Source organism: Stenotrophomonas sp. 3diitr2024 (assembly GCF_042136455.1).
GTDB classification, from domain to species: Bacteria; Pseudomonadota; Gammaproteobacteria; order Xanthomonadales; family Xanthomonadaceae; genus Stenotrophomonas; species Stenotrophomonas sepilia.
Genome location: NZ_JBHHMJ010000733.1, coordinates 1 through 14,582 on the forward strand (window position 1 = coordinate 1; position 14,582 = coordinate 14,582).

A 14,582-nucleotide genomic window follows, 5' to 3' on the forward strand; every position below is an offset into this window, starting at 1 on the left:
GCTGGCCGGCAACCCGTGATCGCTGGATGGCTTCATGAGATTGCCGTCCAGCGGCCGGCACTACCGCTGGGTGGTTACATCCAGCCGGGCACCACGAACACCAGCCAGGCCAGCAGCGGCCCCAGCGCGACCACCAGCCCGCTGTAGACCAGGAAGCGGCGGAACAGGGTCTCGCGTTCTTCCTTCGCGGCCGAGGCCACCACCAGTGCGCCATTGGTCGAGAACGGGCTGACATCGACGATGGTGGACGACACCGCCAGCGCGCAGATCACGCCGGCGGCGCTGAGGTGGCCCTGCAGCAGGAACGGCACCGCCAGCGGAATCGTGGCGCCCAGTACCGCCGCCGAGGAAGCGAATGCGGAGACGATGCCGCCGACGTAGCAGACCAGCAGCGCGCCCAGCAGCGGAATGCCGATGTCGGACACGCCGTTGCCGATGAAGTCCACCGCGCCGGCATGTTCCAGCACGCCGATGTAGGTCACCACGCCGCAGATCAGCAGCACGGTGGACCAGCTGATGCCATCGACCGCACCCTTCTGGCTTTGTGGCGACAACAGCGCCAGCGCCACCGCCACGGTGATCGAGACCAGGCCGACGTTGAGGTTGTAGATCAACGCGGCCACGCCCAGGCCGAGCAGGCCGATCAGGGTGAACAACCGCTCGCGGGTCAGGCCCACCGCATCCAGTGCCGCCGGATCATTGCTGAGCGTGCCGCCGCCTGCTGCGACCAGCGCGCCATGGCCTTCGATCGCGAACTGGCGCGACGACGCCTGCGGGCCACCGGCCATCGCCAGTTCGGCATTGCCGATCGTTCCTGCCGCGGTGATCGAGCCGCGACGCAGCAGGGCGATGCCACCGAAGGCGAAGAAGCAGATCGTCGCCATCATGAAGTTGAAGCCCAGGCTGGTCAGGAACACTGCCATCTCGGTCACTTCCAGCCCAGCCTTCTGCACCACGCCGTTGGTGATGCTGCCGTACACGCTGATGGGCGAGAAGCCGCCGGCCTGCGCACCATGGATGACCAGCAGGCCCATCATCAGCGGGTTGATGTTGTACTGCTTGGCAAAGCGCAGCGCGACCGGGCCGATGATCGCGACCGCCGCCGGGCCCAGCGCACCGAACGCGGTGAGCACCGCGGTGATCACGAACATCACCCACGGAATGGCCACGATATGGCCGCGCACCGCTTTCACTGCCCAGTGCACCAGCAGGTCGATGGTGCCGTTCTTCTGCGCGATGGCGAACAGGTAGGTGATGCCGACCAGGGTCAGGAACAGATCGCCGGGAAAGCCGGCCAAAACCTCCTTGCCGCCCATGTCGACCCACAGCCCGCCGATGATGAAGGCCAGCGCAAAGGCGACCGCGCCCATGTTGATCGGCATCGCGGTGGCGACGATGAACATGATCACCAGACCGATGATCGTTGCGATTTGTGGACTCATGCGCCCTCCCAGACACGTGACTCACGTACAGCGCGGATGGAGACCCGCCATCCCCGGGGTAAGGCGACGTACTGCGTGATGCGTGATACGTACTGCTCGAACCCGTTACTGCAGCCGCTCCAGCGCACTGCGGACCCACGCCGCGGCGCCTTCCAGGCTCTGGAACTCTTCCACCGCGCGCACTTCGCAGCACGGATAGGACGGCGCGACCATGCGCGCCAGTGCGTTGCCCGGGCCCAGCTGCAGGAACACCCGCGCGCCGCGCTCGAAGGCCTGGCGCATCACCTGCGCCCATTCGATGGTCTGCGCCAGCTGCGCCGACAGCGTGTGGACCGCCATTGCGCGATCCCGCACCGGTCGCGCATCGATGCCGGCCAGCAGCGGCAGGCGTGGGGCCTGCAGTGGCGAGGCATGGAGTGCGGCAGCAAACGGTGCTACCGCCGCCGCCAGCAACGGTGTGTGTGCAGGCACGTGCACCGGCAGCGGACGGATGTCCGCACCCTGCGCCTGCGCTGCATCGGCTAGCCGCAGCAACGAGGCGTGCGTGCCGCCCACGATGAAATGGTCCTGCCCGTTGGCGATGGCCATGTGCGCACCGTGCAGATCGCACAGCGGCTGCAGTACATGGCGTTCCAGGCCGAGCACGGCCTGCAGGCCTGCATCGGCGGGGCTGGCGCCGTCCATCAACTGCGCGCGCTGCGCAGCCAGGGCAAGGCAGGTGGTCGCATCGAAGCTGCCGGCGATGGCATGCGCGGCCAACTCGCCGATGCTGTAGCCGGCGATCAGCGTCGGCGTTGGCACGTTGTCGCGCACCCCCTGCCACTGCGCCAGAGTGGCCGCGCACAGCAGCGGTTGCGCCTGCGCATTGTCGAAACGATCGTCGGCCGCAGCGGCGGAAAACACATCGCGGCCGAGTACCGTGCTGGCCACATCAAGGGTATGGCGTGCGGCCGGAAGATCGCGCACGCGGTCGAACATCGCCGCATGCTGCGCACCTTGGCCGGAGCAGAGCAGGGCAAGGCTCACGCGTCCTCCTGATGTAGCAGGAACCAGGCACAGGCCAACAGGTCGGCACTGCCACCGGGACTCAGGCGGCGCGCGACGAAGCGCTCACCGATGCCGTGCAGGCGTGCCTGCCAGCCGGGCACGAACGCACCACCGCCGTCGAGGAAACCATGCGCCTGTCGCTGTGCCCAGCGCAGGCCGTCGGCGCCGCCACGGTGCAGCAGGTTGAGGTCATCCACGCATGCGACCAGCTGCATCAGGGCCTGGCACATCGCGGCCTCGCGTGGCAGGCCGCTGGCCAGTGCGTGGCGCAGGACAGGCAGTGCCACTTCGCGCAGCAGCGGGTAGCCAGCGGCTGCTTGTTCGCGCACCCCCTGCACGCCATGCCGGGCGCGAGCGCGCTGGCCAGGGCTGTTGGCATCCAGAGGTGCGTTGGCGAGCTCGGCAGACCAGCGGCGCACTTCCTGGCAGACCTGCTCACCTGTGGCGGCATGGTCCAGGCGGGAGCGACAGGCCGCGGCGGCCGCCACCAGCAGGCCGAGACTGAAGACCGCGCCACGATGGGTATTGACGCCGGCGGTTGCGCGCAGCATCGCGATTTCAGCGGCAATGCCACATCGGCGCAAGGCGTCGAAGTCCGCCCCGGCTGCACCGATGCAGGCCACGGCGGTGAAGTAGTGGCGCAGTGCGAACAGGCTGCGCAGGAACATGCCGGCGTCCATGTCGTGATGGCTGCCGCTGTCGAATGGCGTGACCAGTCCGGGCTTGGGTGCCAGCGCCAGCTCCGCATGCAGGCTGGCGACGGCGAGGCGCCCCAGACGCGCGCTGTCCACGGCAGCTGCCGGCCTGACTGCCGATTGCAGGACGGCGTTCATGCGCTCACCCCGGCGGAGGCGAACAACGCATCGCGGAGTTCCAGTGCGGCACCATCGAGGCGCTTGACCAGTACCTCGCGGCTGCGTCCGGCGTACTCCCGCCAGTTCACGGCGGCGTCGCGGCCCAGGCACAGCTCGCCATCGACCCGCCGGTCGTGTTCGGCTTCCCATGCCTGTAGCCGTGCAGCCAGGGCATCGGCCTGCGCGGTGGTGTCGATCGGCCACAGCAGATCGACGTCCGAGCGCGCGTGCACATAGCGCAGGCCAGTAAGGTGCTGCCACGCGAAGGCACCGAATACGCGCGCCTCAGCGATGTTCTGCAGCACTTCAAGGGGCCGCCGCCAGTCCTGTGGAACGTCGCCTTTCAGCACCGCCTGAAGTGCCGGCGGCGGGGTGGTGCGCAGCACATCGTGTGCTGGCACGCGCAGGGCCAGGCGCAGTTTGTCCTCGGCGGGCGGCAGCGGCACGCCGAGACGCAGGCGTGGATCGGCATCGTCGGCGGCACGCCGCGCGACGATGGCCGGCCGGCCCTGTGCAAACCAGTCGGCCAAGCGCGACTCATGCGCGGCGATGTCCGCCTGCCAGCCGGCGTGCGCTGACAGCCAGACCAGCGTATGTCGGGGCAGCCGCTCAGGCATCGCCCTGGCTCACGGCTTCAGCCACGCGTGCGGCAAGCATGCGCCCGCCACGTTCGGCTCCGCGCACTGCGCGGTGGTCGCCATGGGCGGGCGTGCGCAGGGCCTGCAGAAGGTGCTGCGCAAGATCGCCCTCCCACAACGATTCCACCGCACCCATCGCCACGTAGTTCTCCACGCCCGGTGCGAACACCGGTGAGGTCTGGCTCAGCGCCTGCAGTTTATCCAGCGGCTGCTTGGTCACCCGGGCCATCGCGCGCAGGTCCATCACCCGCACCTGCGCATCCGGCAGGGCATGGATGTGGTCGGCCATCAGCCCGAACGAGAGGAAGCCACCACTGACGGATTCACCGTAGACCAGCGTGACCAGTCGCGCGCCACGTCGACGCGCGAGATCCAGCGTCTGCGCCAGGTGCGCGAAACAGCCGTTGATGCCGAGCAGTTCGTCGCGGCGTGCCAGGCGCTGGCCGGCGGTGTCGACCAGCATCACGATCGGTTGCTGCGGATGCGCGGCGGTGCTGGCCAGCACCGTTTCGGCCAGTGCCAGTGCGTGGTCCACGCCCACCTCGAGCTTGTTGGCGGTGCCGATCACAGTCACATCGCCGTTGTCGGTGGTGGCGCTGCCGGTCAGCACCGAATCGCTCACCGCAATGGCATGCCCATGCGGAAACAGGGCATCGAGCAGTGTCTGCAACGGCATGCTCATGGCAGGCTCCGGTCGCCGGTGGCGGTGAGGAATTCATCGGTGTCGAGCAGTGGCAGGCGTTCGGGGTGGGCAATGCCCAGCCGCGCCCAGATCTCCAGGCCATCGCGGCAATCGCTCCACGCCTGCACGCGCGTCTTCAATGCCAGATGGCGTTGCTGCAGCGCGGCCAGTGCAGTATCCGGATCGGTACTGCTGGTATCCGGCCGCAGCGCATTGAATGCCGCTTGCGCGAACGCCTCGATGGCATCGGGCACCAGCACCTGTGCCTGGTCGATCAGGTAGCGGTGCTTGCCTCCCGTTACGCGCCAGACCAGTGCGCGGTCGCGGGAATCGAACTCTTCCACGCCGCGTACGGTTTCGATCACCTCTGGCCCGGACAGCGACAGCCGGCCTTCCTCGGACATGATGACCGTGTTGCAGCAGCGGGCAACGATGCCCATGCCACCGAAGGCGCCGTTGCCGCTGCCGATCAGCGCGATCACCGGCACGCCCGCTGCACGCGCGTCCAGGGTGGCGCGCATGATCTCGGAGATCGCAATCAGGCCCGCATTGGCTTCGTGCAGCCGCACGCCGCCGGTATCGAGCAGCAGCAGCACGCCGTCAGGGCGGGTGTACGCCGCACGGCGCAGCAGCCCGGTCAGCTTGGCGCCATGCACTTCGCCCACGCCGCCGCCCATGAATTCACCCTGTTGTGCGGCCAGCAGCACGTGTTTGCCCTGCAGCCTGGCCTCGCCGACGACGATGCCATCGTCGAACGCGGCCGGCTGGTCGAGCTGGGCCAGGTGCGGACTCATCATCCGTCGCGCCGGGCCGAGGAACTCGTGGAACGAGCCGGCGTCGACCAGCCCGGCGATGCGCTCGCGCGCATCGGCTTCGTAATAGCTGTGGCGCTGTACGTGGTTCATGGCGCGCCTCCGGCCAGCAGGGTTTCCACGGCCTGGTCCAGGCGCAGGCTGACCACGGCCGGGGTCGCACCGGCGTCGTTGATCGAGACGCGCACATCGCGCAGCGGATGACGCTGTGCGAAGTCGTTGATCACCGCCTGCCAGATGCTGCCGAAGCCCTGCGCGGCGGTGATGACGCGCACCGTCATCGCGCCCTGCTGCGCCGCCGGTTCCAGCAGGATTTCCAGGTTGCCTGACGCCAGCACGCCCACCAGCACCGCATCGCGCGCGAACGGCACGTCGGTGCGGCCTTCGAATCGATAGTCGAGGGTTTCCATGCTCAGCCCCTTACCAGTTGCGGAAGCGCTTGGGCGGGTCGTACAGACCGCCGGACCAGCGCACCAGGTCCTTCACCGAACGCGCCGCCAGCAGGTCACGGCTGGCATCGCGCACGGAGATGCCGAGGTCACCGGGACGGCGGATCACGCCGCGGTCGCGCAGGTTCTCCACCATCGCGCGGTCGCGCCCGATGCCCACGGCGGTATAGCCGGCCACGCCACGGATCGCCTGTTCGCGCTCCTCGGGGGTGCGGCACAGCAGCAGGTTGGCGATGCCTTCCTCGGTCAGCACATGGCTGACGTCGTCGCCGTAGATCATCACCGGCGGCAGCGGCATGTTCGCGCGTTCGGCCAGTTCCCAGGCGTCGAGGCGGTCAACGAATGCCGGGGCCATGTGCTCGCGGAAGGTTTCCACCATCTGCACCACCAGTTTGCGCCCGCGTGGCATCTCGCCCGGGCGTGCGGCCTGCTGGCCGGCCTTGATCCAGGCCTCGCTGGCATGGCGGCGGCCGCGCGCGTCCGAGCCCATGTTCGGTGCGCCGCCAAAGCCGGCGATGCGGTCGCGGGTGGCAGTGGAACTGTTGCCCTGCAGGTCGATCTGCAGGGTGGAACCGATGAACATGTCGCAGGCATACAGGCCTGCGGTCTGCGAGAACGCGCGGTTGGAACGCATCGAGCCGTCGGCGCCGGTGAAAAACACGTCGCCCCGCGCGGCAATGTATTTCTCCATGCCCAGTTCCGAACCGAACGAATGCACCGATCTGACGAAGCCCGATTCGATCGCCGGAATCAGTGCCGGGTGTGGGTTCAACGCCCAGTGCTGGCAGATCTTTCCCTTCAGCCCGAGCGATTCGGCGTAGGTGGGGAGCAGCAGTTCGATGGCGGCGGTATCGAAGCCGATGCCGTGATTCAAACGATTCACGCCGTACTCGGCGTAGATGCCCTTGATGGCCATCATTGCCATCAGTACCTGGATTTCGGAGATCTGCGCAGGGTCGCGGGTGAACAGCGGCTCGATATGGTTCGGCTTCGGCGCCTGCACCACGAAGTTGACCCAGTCCGCAGGAACATCGACGCGGGGGAGGCTGTCGACGATCTCGTTGACCTGGGCGATGACGATGCCGCCACCGAAGGCGGTGGCTTCGACGATCACCGGAGTGTCTTCGGTATTCGGCCCGGTATAGAGGTTGCCGTGGCGGTCGGCGGCCTGCGCGGCGACCAGCGCTACGCGCGGCGTAAGGTCGATGAAGTAGCGGCCAAACAATTCCAGGTAGGTGTGGATGGCACCGATCTGGATGCGCCCTTCGGCCACCAGGTTGGCCAGTCGCACCGATTGCGGGCCAGAGAACGAGAAATCCAGTTTCGAGGCGATGCCACGCTCGAATACGTCCAGGTGCGAGGGCAGTGAGAGGACCGACTGCACCATGTGCAGATCATGCACGCGGGCGGGGTCGAGGTCGGCCAGCGCCTGGGCGAGGAAATCTGCCTGCTTCTGGTTGTTGCCCTCCAAGCAGACCTTGTCGCCTGGCTCCAGCACTGCGTGCAGCAACTCGCCGACGTCGCTGCTGGCGACCTCGCCTCCCCGGGCCCACGGCGCGGCACGTTCCAGGCGGGCCTGGCGACTGCGTTCCAACGTATCCCAGCTCGGGTTCATTGACCGGCTTCCGCTAGACTTCGCGGTGACCTGCCGGAACGTGACGTTGCATGATCAAGCCCGACAAGCCCGCCAACGAAGCCCTTCGGCTCGAGGCGCTGTATCGCTACCGCATCCTCGATTCGGAGCGAGAAAAATCCTTCGACGACCTGGTGGTGATCGCCAAGGCGGTCTGCGGCACCTCGATGGCGGCGGTGACCCTGATAGATGTCGAACGGCAATGGTTCAAGTCGATCCAGGGCATCAATGCGGCGGAAAACCTGCGCAGCGAATCGATGTGTGGCCATGCCATCCTGCAGCCGCAGCAGATCATGGTGGTCGAGGATGCGCTGCAGGATGCGCGCTTCCACGACAATCCGGTGGTGGTCGGCGATCCGCACATCCGCTTCTATGCCGGCGCGCCGCTGATCAGCTCCGACGGCTTGCCGCTGGGTACGCTGTGCGTGTTCGACGCACAGCCGCAACACCTGGCCAGCGACAAGGCCGAGGCGCTGGCCGCACTGTCGCGGCAGGTGATGCTGGTGATGGAGTTGCGCCGTTTCGCGCTCGACATCCAGAACCACATGCTGGAACGCGATGATTATGAGCGCCTGCTGTCGGAGTACCACGACGTGCTGCTGGCGCAGAACGCCGACCTGGCCGAGCAGAGCCGCACTGATGCGCTGACCGGCCTGCCGAACCGCCGCGCGATGGCAGCGGCGCTGGACGAGGCCGTGGCGATGACCGGGGAGCAGCCCGCTGAGGCCTGCGTCGCGCTGCTGGACATCGATCATTTCAAGCACATCAACGACTTCCAGGGCCACGCCACCGGCGACCGCGTGCTGGCCGAACTGGGCGCACTGCTGCGTTCGCACTTCGCCGGCCGTGGCATGGCGGCGCGCTACGGCGGCGAGGAGTTCGTGGCAGTGATGCCCGCAACCGACCTGCGCACCGCCGAACTTCAGTGCGAGTTCCTGCGCCTGGCCGTGGCCGACCTGCCGCTGGGCGTCCCGGTCACGATCAGTATCGGCATCGCCCAGCACCAGCCCGGTGAAAGCGTGGACGACACGCTGGCACGTGCCGACAAGGCGCTGTACCGGGCCAAGGGCAATGGCCGCAACCGGGTGGAAGTAGCGGGCTGAAGTGCCCCGCCCGGTAGATCCACGCCATGCGTGGATGCTCTTCCCGATTCACATCGCGTCGCAGCGCCTGCGATCAAGAGTGGGCAGCATGACGCTTTGTCTTCCCGGACGCCGACCATGTTGCAGACCCTGGCCATCGCCCACTATCGCTCGTTGCATGGGCTGGTACTGCCGCTGCAGCGGTTGAATGTGGTGACCGGCGACAACGGCAGTGGCAAGTCCAGCCTGTACCGCGCGCTGCGCCTGCTGGCGGAGACCGCACAGGGCGGAGTCGCGGCGGTGCTGGCCCGCGAAGGTGGGCTTGGTTCGGCGCTGTGGGCAGGTCCCGAATCCATCGATCGCAGGGTTGCGGCCGGCGAGATTCCGCTGCAGGGCGGGCTCCGGCAGGTGTCGGTGGGGCTGAAGCTGGGTTTCACTACCGAAGAATTGGGCTATGCCATCGATCTCGGCTATCCGCCGCCCAGCCGTTCGCCGTTTGCGCTGGATCCGCAGATCAAGGCCGAGGCGATCTGGGCCGGGCCGTTCCTGCGCAGCGCCAACCTGCTGGTCGATCGTCGCGGGGGGATGGTGCGGCAGCGCCATGCGCGCGGTTGGGATCTGGTGGATGACCGGTTGTCGCTGTTCGACAGCCTGTTCACCCAGGTCGGCGATCCGCAGCGCATGCCCGAAACGATCACCCTGCGTGAGTACATCCGTTGCTGGCGCTTCTATGACCATTTCCGCAGCGATGGCGACGCCCCGGCGCGGCAACCGGCGATGGCCACGCGCACGCCGGTGCTGCATCACGATGGCCGGGACCTGGCGGCGGCCTGGGTGACCATCCTCGAGATCGGGGACCCGGTTGCGTTGGCACGCAGCGTCGATGACGCGTTCCCGGGCGCCACGGTCGATTTCGAGGCGCTGGATGGACGCTTGGCGCTGCGCTTCCACCAACCTGGGTTGCTGCGGCCATTGTCGATGGCCGAGCTCTCCGACGGCACGCTGCGCTTCCTGCTGCTGGCGGCGGCGCTGCACACACCACGCCCACCGCCGTTGATGGTGCTCAACGAACCGGAGACCAGCCTGCACCCGGACCTGCTGCCGGCGCTGGCGCGGCTCATCATCGCAGCCAGTGCGCGCAGCCAGGTATGGGTGGTGTCGCACGCCAGCCGGCTGATCGCGGCGTTGGAACAGGCGCCAGGGTGCCATTCGCTGCATCTGTACAAGGACCAGGGCCGCACGCTGTTGAGCGGGCAGGGCCTGCTGGATGCGCCGGCCTGGCATTGGCCGCAGCGTTGATGCGGCCATCCACGCCATGCGTGGATGCACTCAATCGGCGATGTTGCGCGCTTCGGCCGTGCCAAGGATTTCCGGATGCTGCACCGGCTTGCGGCGGTTCAGCAGCGGATGCAGGAACACCGCGCCGACGATGATCGCCACGCCCAGGTAGAACCACGGGGTGACTTCGTGCTGCTCGCGCAGCAGCACCACCGCCAGTACCACCGCATAGACCGGCTCCAGGTTGGTCACCAGCTGCACCGTGTAGGCGCTCAGGTGGCGCAGTGCGACCAGGGCCAGGGCGAACGGCAGCAGCGTGCAGAACCCGGCCAGCACCAGCAGCAGGATCCCGTCGTGCAGATTCGGGACCACCCACAGCGGGCTGGCCAGCGCCGGCAGCAGATAGGGCATCAGCGGCGCCAGCAGGGTCAGGGTGAGGGTGCCGGCACCCAGCTCCAGCGCGGTGACCGTGAGCGGATCGGCATGGCTGACCATGCGCTTGTTGAGCGAACCGAACACCGCCACCAGCAGCGCCGAGATCGCGCCGATCAACACACCCAGGCGCATGCCATCGGGCACGCCACCGACCACCAGCGCAACACCCGGCAGCACCGCCAGGCCGAACGCCAGCTCACGCAGCTGGAACGGCCGCTTGGCCACCCACGGCTCGATGATCGAGGTGAACACCGGTGCCAGTGCGATGCAGGTGGCAGCCACCGAGGCATTGGCCAGCTTCACCGCGCCGTAGAACGTCAGCCAGTGAAGGGCGACCAGCGCGCCGATGCCGGCGTAGCCTGCCACCAGCCGCAGGGGCAGGGTGCGCAACCCGCGCCAGACCCGCGGCAGCAGGGCCAGCATCGCCGTCACCAGCAGCATGCGCCACCACACCAGCGGCAGTGCGGGCAGGGTGATCAGCTTGCCGAGGATGGCCGTGATGCCCCACAGCAGGACACAGAAATGGATCTGCCACAGCGCTTTGCGGGTGTCGGGTGTGCTCATCGGCCTATTGTGAGGCAATCGTACGGTCGCCGGCGACGCCTGTGGCATGCTCGCGGAAACTCCTCAGGGGAACCCTGCAATGGCTGCCAACCGCTCCGCCCTGCGTGCATGGGCAGCACTGACTGCACTGGCGGCCGCCACCGCGTTGCTGCTGCAATACCTGTTGCTGCTACGCGGCCCCGGGGCGGCTGCCGGGGTCGGCATGGCGACACTGCGCTTCGTTGGTTACTTCACGATTCTCAGCAACCTGGCGGTGTGCCTGGGATGCGTCAGGCTGATCCGTGCGGGTGTGCTGGACACGACTGTCGCCGCGGTGATCGCGTTGTGCATCGGTGTGACCGCGTGCATCTACATGCTGGCGTTGCAGGGGCTGTGGCAGCCCACCGGGCTGCAATGGTGGGTCGATGCCGGCCTGCACTACGCTGTGCCGGCGCTGTACCTGCTGGGGTGGTGGTGGCTGCTGCCGCATGGGGCGCTGCGCTGGCGCGCGCTGGGCGGCGTGCTGCTGGTACCGCTGGTCTACCTTGGCTGGGCGATGCTGGTCGCTGCAATGACCGGACAGGCGCCGTATCCATTCCTCGAACTGCAACGCCTGGGCCTGGCGGCCTTCCTGCTCAACGTGCTGCGCGTTGCGGGCGTCTTCGTGGTGGGCTGGACCCTGCTGTGGGGGCTGGACCGCTGGCGCCGTCGATGAGGCGCTGCAGGGCCATAGCTGCGGCCGGGTTGCGGGCCTTGCCGGCACCGATGCACAGCAGGTAGACCTCGCGCGGGGTTTCCGGGGCGGGCCCGGTCAGGCAGGGCAGGTCGTCCACCGGCTCGCCGCGTGACCAGCGTCGTGCGCGTTCAGCCCAGCGCTGCTGGACGGACGCAGGCAGGCCCTCGTTCAAGCGGGCCTGGCTGCGCTTGATCCGCGCGTAGACGAAGCCCGCACTGACATCGCCATGCAATAGCGCCTCGTCGCTGTCCTCGATCACCAGCGCCACGCCGTGGCGGCGCGCGGCGGTGACCAGAGCCGGTCCATGTGCCTTGGCGTTGCGCACTTCCAGAGCGTGCTGCAACGGCACGCCCTCGAGCTGCTTCGGCAGCTGCGCCATCAGCGCTTCCAATGCATCGGCGTCGGCCGGATGGTGCGGATCGAACTGCCACAGCAGCGGGCCGAGCCGGTCACCGAGCGCAAGTGCCGCCTGCAGGAACGGCGTGGCCGCTTCCACGGTGCTGGCCAGGTCGCGGCGCTGCACCAGGTAGCGTGGCGCCTTCATCGAAAAACGGAAGCCTTCCGGCGTCTGCGCGGCCCACTGCACGCACTGGGCCGCAGTCGGCGTGCGGTAGAAGGTGCCGTTGATCTCGATGCAGCGCAGGGCGCGGCTGGCATGGGCCAGTTCCTCGCGCTGCGGCAGTCCCACCGGATAGAACATGCCGCCGCGCCACTCGGGAAACACCCAGCCGCCGATACCGCAGCGGATCGCCATCCGGCCGGCAGCGGTCACTGGCTGTGGTCCCCGCGCCAGGGGTCGTAGCTGCCGAACCACCACAGGTAGCCTTCAGGATCGGCACAGGCGTAGCCGCGGCCACCGTAGTCCTGGTCGGCAATGTCGATGACGATGCGCGCTCCAGCCGCCTTGGCCCGCGCATAGTGCGCATCGACATCGGTGACGATCACGCAGGCGCTCTGGGTCTGGCGGCCGCCGACTTCTCCGGGCAGGACCGCGTGTTCGCTCCACGCGCTCTGGTTGTTGGCCGAGCCGAGCATGATCATGCCGTTGCCGAAGGTGAGCTGGGCATGGAAAACCGTATCGCCATCGGCATACACGGCCTGGGCATGGAAGCCGAAGGCCCGCTGCAGCCAGTCGATGGCGGCCAGCGCGTCGCGGTAGCGCAGGCACGGAATGATGGTGGAGCCGTTGCTTGGTTGGCCATTCCCGCCCATGACACCCCTCCTATGGCACGGGGCAGGGTGCATCGACGACCGTTACCATCCTGCGAAACCCCGGTGACGGCCTGCACATGGCCGCTACCCCTGTTCGGAGATGGTGCTCGATGAAAACCTGGATTGGAGGAGCCGTGCTGCTGGCGTGCACGACCATGGCCAATGCGGCGACCCCGCAGCAGCTGCAGGACCTGGATGCGACCGTCGAGCGCGTGCGCACGCAGTTTGACGTGCCCGGCATCGCCGTGGCCGTGGTCAAGGACGGCCAGGTGGTGCTGGAACGTGGCTGGGGTGTGCGCGAGCAGGGCAAGCCGGAACCGGTGCAGGCCGACACCCTGTTTGCCATCGCTTCCAATACCAAGGCGTTCACCGCCACCTCGCTGAACCTGCTGGCCGAGGACGGCAAGCTGAAGATGGATGACAAGGTGATCGATCACCTGCCGTCGTTCCGCATGTCCGATCCGTTCGTGACCGGGCAGATGACGATCCGCGACCTGCTGTCGCATCGCAGCGGGCTGAGCCTGGGCGCCGGTGACCTGCTGTTCTGGCCGGCCACCTCCTACAGCAACGCCGAAGTGGTGGAGCGACTGGGCAGGGTGCCGCTGAAGGGCGGCTTCCGCGAGAGCTATGCCTACGACAACATCCTGTACGCGGTCGCCCAACAGGTGATCGAGCGCGTGTCCGGCATGAGCTACCAGCAGTTCCTGCAGACGCGCATCTTCGACAAGGTGGGGATGGCCGGCACGCGCTACAACGCCGACCACCTGAAGCCAGGTGACAAGGCGGCGGTCGGCCACGCCAAGTACGATTTCAAGGACCTGCGCACCGTTGCACCGCTGACCTGGTCGAACAATGCCGGCGCCGGTGGCATCTATTCCAGCGCGCACGACATGGCGCGCTGGATGCAGGTGCAGCTGGCCGGAGGCAAGCTCGCCGATGGCACGGTGCTGTTCAGTGAAAAGAGCCAGCAGCAGATGTGGCGGATGATCACCCCGCAGTCGATCCCGGCGCCGAGCGTGCCGGAGCTGGCACCGGCGCGGGCCAACTTCGCCGGCTATGGCGAAGGCTGGAGCCTGAGCGACTACCGCGGGCAGAAGCTGGTCTGGCACACCGGTGGCTGGCCGGGCATGGTCTCGCGGTTGACCCTGGTGCCCGGCGAGAAGCTGGGCGTGGTGGTGCTGACCAACCAGGAAGTGGGCGCGGCGTTCAATGCGATCACCCTGAGCGTGCTTGACGCTTACCTGGGCGGAGAAAAGCACGATTGGGTGGACGCCTATGCCAAGGCCGTGGCCAAGGGCCAGGACAAGGCCGACGAGGCCTGGGCCAAGCACCAGAGCGCACGCGACAAGGGCAGCAGGCCTTCGCTGGCGCTGGCCGGCTACACCGGCAGCTTCCATGACCGCTGGTATGGCGACATGCAGATCAGCGCCGAAGGCAAGGGCCTGCGCCTGCGCTTTGCGAAGACCGCGCAGCTGAGCGGGCGCCTGGAGCACTGGCAGCACGACACCTTCATCGTGCGCTGGGACGACCGTTCGCTCAACGCCGATGCGTTCGTGAACTTCAGCCTGGACCCGGATGGCAAGGTGCGCGAGGTGCGCATGCAGCCGATTTCCGACCTGACCGATTTCAGTTTCGATTTCCAGGACCTGCTGTTCACCCCGGTCAAAGAATGAGGGTCGTGCCGGCCGCTGGCCGGCAACCTCATGATCCCTGGAAACGTCGCGAGGTTGCCGGCCAGC

15 protein-coding genes are annotated in these 14,582 nt (G+C 67.6%); 4 read left to right on the forward strand and 11 right to left on the reverse strand.

Going from position 1 to position 14,582, the window contains the following annotated elements; genetic code table 11:
- Positions 1-74 precede the first annotated feature (74 nt).
- The 8 genes from ABGA94_RS19175 to mdcA all read right to left on the reverse strand — a co-directional run bounded on the left by ABGA94_RS19175 (position 75) and on the right by mdcA (position 7,539).
- Positions 75-1,442: an SLC13 family permease gene (locus tag ABGA94_RS19175; protein WP_375367934.1), complete on the reverse strand. Its 1,368-nt coding sequence runs from the start codon at positions 1,440-1,442 to the stop codon at positions 75-77.
- Positions 1,443-1,547: 105 nt separating this feature from the next.
- Positions 1,548-2,468, reverse strand: coding sequence for a malonate decarboxylase subunit epsilon (mdcH, locus tag ABGA94_RS19180; protein ID WP_111127870.1), 921 nt, complete (start codon positions 2,466-2,468; stop codon positions 1,548-1,550).
- Complete coding sequence (gene mdcB, locus ABGA94_RS19185; RefSeq protein WP_111127872.1) at positions 2,465-3,322, reverse strand: triphosphoribosyl-dephospho-CoA synthase MdcB; 858 nt, start codon at positions 3,320-3,322, stop codon at positions 2,465-2,467. Before mdcB ends, mdcH begins: the two co-directional genes overlap by 4 nt.
- Positions 3,319-3,960, reverse strand: a complete 642-nt coding sequence (mdcG, locus tag ABGA94_RS19190) for a malonate decarboxylase holo-[acyl-carrier-protein] synthase (RefSeq protein ID WP_111127873.1) — start codon at positions 3,958-3,960, stop codon at positions 3,319-3,321. Before mdcG ends, mdcB begins: the two co-directional genes overlap by 4 nt.
- A complete protein-coding gene (mdcE, locus tag ABGA94_RS19195) occupies positions 3,953-4,657 on the reverse strand; it encodes a biotin-independent malonate decarboxylase subunit gamma (RefSeq protein ID WP_111127902.1) in 705 nt (234 codons plus the stop codon). Before mdcE ends, mdcG begins: the two co-directional genes overlap by 8 nt.
- A gap of 2 nt (positions 4,658-4,659) precedes the next feature.
- A complete protein-coding gene (locus ABGA94_RS19200; protein WP_197598459.1) occupies positions 4,660-5,568 on the reverse strand; it encodes a biotin-independent malonate decarboxylase subunit beta in 909 nt (302 codons plus the stop codon).
- Positions 5,565-5,885 carry a malonate decarboxylase acyl carrier protein gene (gene mdcC / locus ABGA94_RS19205; protein WP_065178127.1) on the reverse strand — a complete coding sequence of 107 codons (321 nt, stop codon included), beginning with the start codon at positions 5,883-5,885 and terminating at the stop codon, positions 5,565-5,567. The genes ABGA94_RS19200 and mdcC overlap by 4 nt, the downstream gene beginning before the upstream one ends.
- Positions 5,886-5,895: 10 nt before the next feature.
- Positions 5,896-7,539, reverse strand: a complete 1,644-nt coding sequence (mdcA, locus tag ABGA94_RS19210; RefSeq protein WP_197598460.1) for a malonate decarboxylase subunit alpha — start codon at positions 7,537-7,539, stop codon at positions 5,896-5,898.
- Positions 7,540-7,589: 50 nt separating this feature from the next.
- Between mdcA and ABGA94_RS19215 the strand changes: the two genes are divergently transcribed.
- Both ABGA94_RS19215 and ABGA94_RS19220 read left to right on the forward strand, forming a co-directional pair.
- Complete coding sequence (locus tag ABGA94_RS19215) at positions 7,590-8,660, forward strand: sensor domain-containing diguanylate cyclase (RefSeq protein WP_065186382.1); 1,071 nt, start codon at positions 7,590-7,592, stop codon at positions 8,658-8,660.
- A 117-nt stretch (positions 8,661-8,777) separates the two neighbouring features.
- A complete protein-coding gene (locus ABGA94_RS19220; RefSeq protein ID WP_139726921.1) occupies positions 8,778-9,938 on the forward strand; it encodes an AAA family ATPase in 1,161 nt (386 codons plus the stop codon).
- Positions 9,939-9,968: 30 nt separating this feature from the next.
- Here ABGA94_RS19220 and ABGA94_RS19225 read toward each other — a convergent pair whose 3' ends face one another.
- The gene (locus ABGA94_RS19225; protein WP_061479504.1) at positions 9,969-10,916 is read right to left on the reverse strand and encodes a DMT family transporter; all 948 of its coding nucleotides are present in this window, start codon (positions 10,914-10,916) and stop codon (positions 9,969-9,971) included.
- A gap of 79 nt (positions 10,917-10,995) precedes the next feature.
- Here ABGA94_RS19225 and ABGA94_RS19230 point away from each other — a divergent pair, with 79 nt between their 5' ends.
- Positions 10,996-11,610, forward strand: a complete 615-nt coding sequence (locus ABGA94_RS19230; RefSeq protein ID WP_164093555.1) for a Pr6Pr family membrane protein — start codon at positions 10,996-10,998, stop codon at positions 11,608-11,610.
- On the opposite strand, the gene ABGA94_RS19235 is transcribed toward ABGA94_RS19230, so the two are convergent.
- Both ABGA94_RS19235 and ABGA94_RS19240 read right to left on the reverse strand, forming a co-directional pair.
- A complete protein-coding gene (locus ABGA94_RS19235) occupies positions 11,531-12,403 on the reverse strand; it encodes a DUF72 domain-containing protein (RefSeq protein ID WP_375367935.1) in 873 nt (290 codons plus the stop codon). The genes ABGA94_RS19230 and ABGA94_RS19235 overlap by 80 nt on opposite strands.
- Positions 12,400-12,843 (reverse strand): VOC family protein, encoded by a 444-nt coding sequence (locus tag ABGA94_RS19240; protein WP_111127917.1) that lies wholly within the window; start codon positions 12,841-12,843, stop codon positions 12,400-12,402. Before ABGA94_RS19240 ends, ABGA94_RS19235 begins: the two co-directional genes overlap by 4 nt.
- A gap of 110 nt (positions 12,844-12,953) precedes the next feature.
- Between ABGA94_RS19240 and ABGA94_RS19245 the strand changes: the two genes are divergently transcribed.
- Positions 12,954-14,516 (forward strand): serine hydrolase, encoded by a 1,563-nt coding sequence (locus tag ABGA94_RS19245; protein WP_329846422.1) that lies wholly within the window; start codon positions 12,954-12,956, stop codon positions 14,514-14,516.
- The last annotated feature ends 66 nt before the right edge of the window (positions 14,517-14,582 follow it).

Coding starts and splice junctions, on each gene's coding strand:
- mdcA (WP_197598460.1), bottom strand. CDS start 7,539: ATGAACCCGAGCTGGGATACGTTGGAACGCAGTCGCCAGGCCCGCCTG.
- ABGA94_RS19240 (WP_111127917.1), bottom strand. CDS start 12,843: ATGGGCGGGAATGGCCAACCAAGCAACGGCTCCACCATCATTCCGTGC.
- mdcB (WP_111127872.1), bottom strand. CDS start 3,322: ATGAACGCCGTCCTGCAATCGGCAGTCAGGCCGGCAGCTGCCGTGGAC.
- ABGA94_RS19220 (WP_139726921.1), top strand. CDS start 8,778: ATGTTGCAGACCCTGGCCATCGCCCACTATCGCTCGTTGCATGGGCTG.
- mdcG (WP_111127873.1), bottom strand. CDS start 3,960: ATGCCTGAGCGGCTGCCCCGACATACGCTGGTCTGGCTGTCAGCGCAC.
- mdcE (WP_111127902.1), bottom strand. CDS start 4,657: ATGCCGTTGCAGACACTGCTCGATGCCCTGTTTCCGCATGGGCATGCC.
- ABGA94_RS19245 (WP_329846422.1), top strand. CDS start 12,954: ATGAAAACCTGGATTGGAGGAGCCGTGCTGCTGGCGTGCACGACCATG.
- mdcC (WP_065178127.1), bottom strand. CDS start 5,885: ATGGAAACCCTCGACTATCGATTCGAAGGCCGCACCGACGTGCCGTTC.
- ABGA94_RS19230 (WP_164093555.1), top strand. CDS start 10,996: ATGGCTGCCAACCGCTCCGCCCTGCGTGCATGGGCAGCACTGACTGCA.
- ABGA94_RS19225 (WP_061479504.1), bottom strand. CDS start 10,916: ATGAGCACACCCGACACCCGCAAAGCGCTGTGGCAGATCCATTTCTGT.
- ABGA94_RS19215 (WP_065186382.1), top strand. CDS start 7,590: ATGATCAAGCCCGACAAGCCCGCCAACGAAGCCCTTCGGCTCGAGGCG.
- ABGA94_RS19200 (WP_197598459.1), bottom strand. CDS start 5,568: ATGAACCACGTACAGCGCCACAGCTATTACGAAGCCGATGCGCGCGAG.
- ABGA94_RS19175 (WP_375367934.1), bottom strand. CDS start 1,442: ATGAGTCCACAAATCGCAACGATCATCGGTCTGGTGATCATGTTCATC.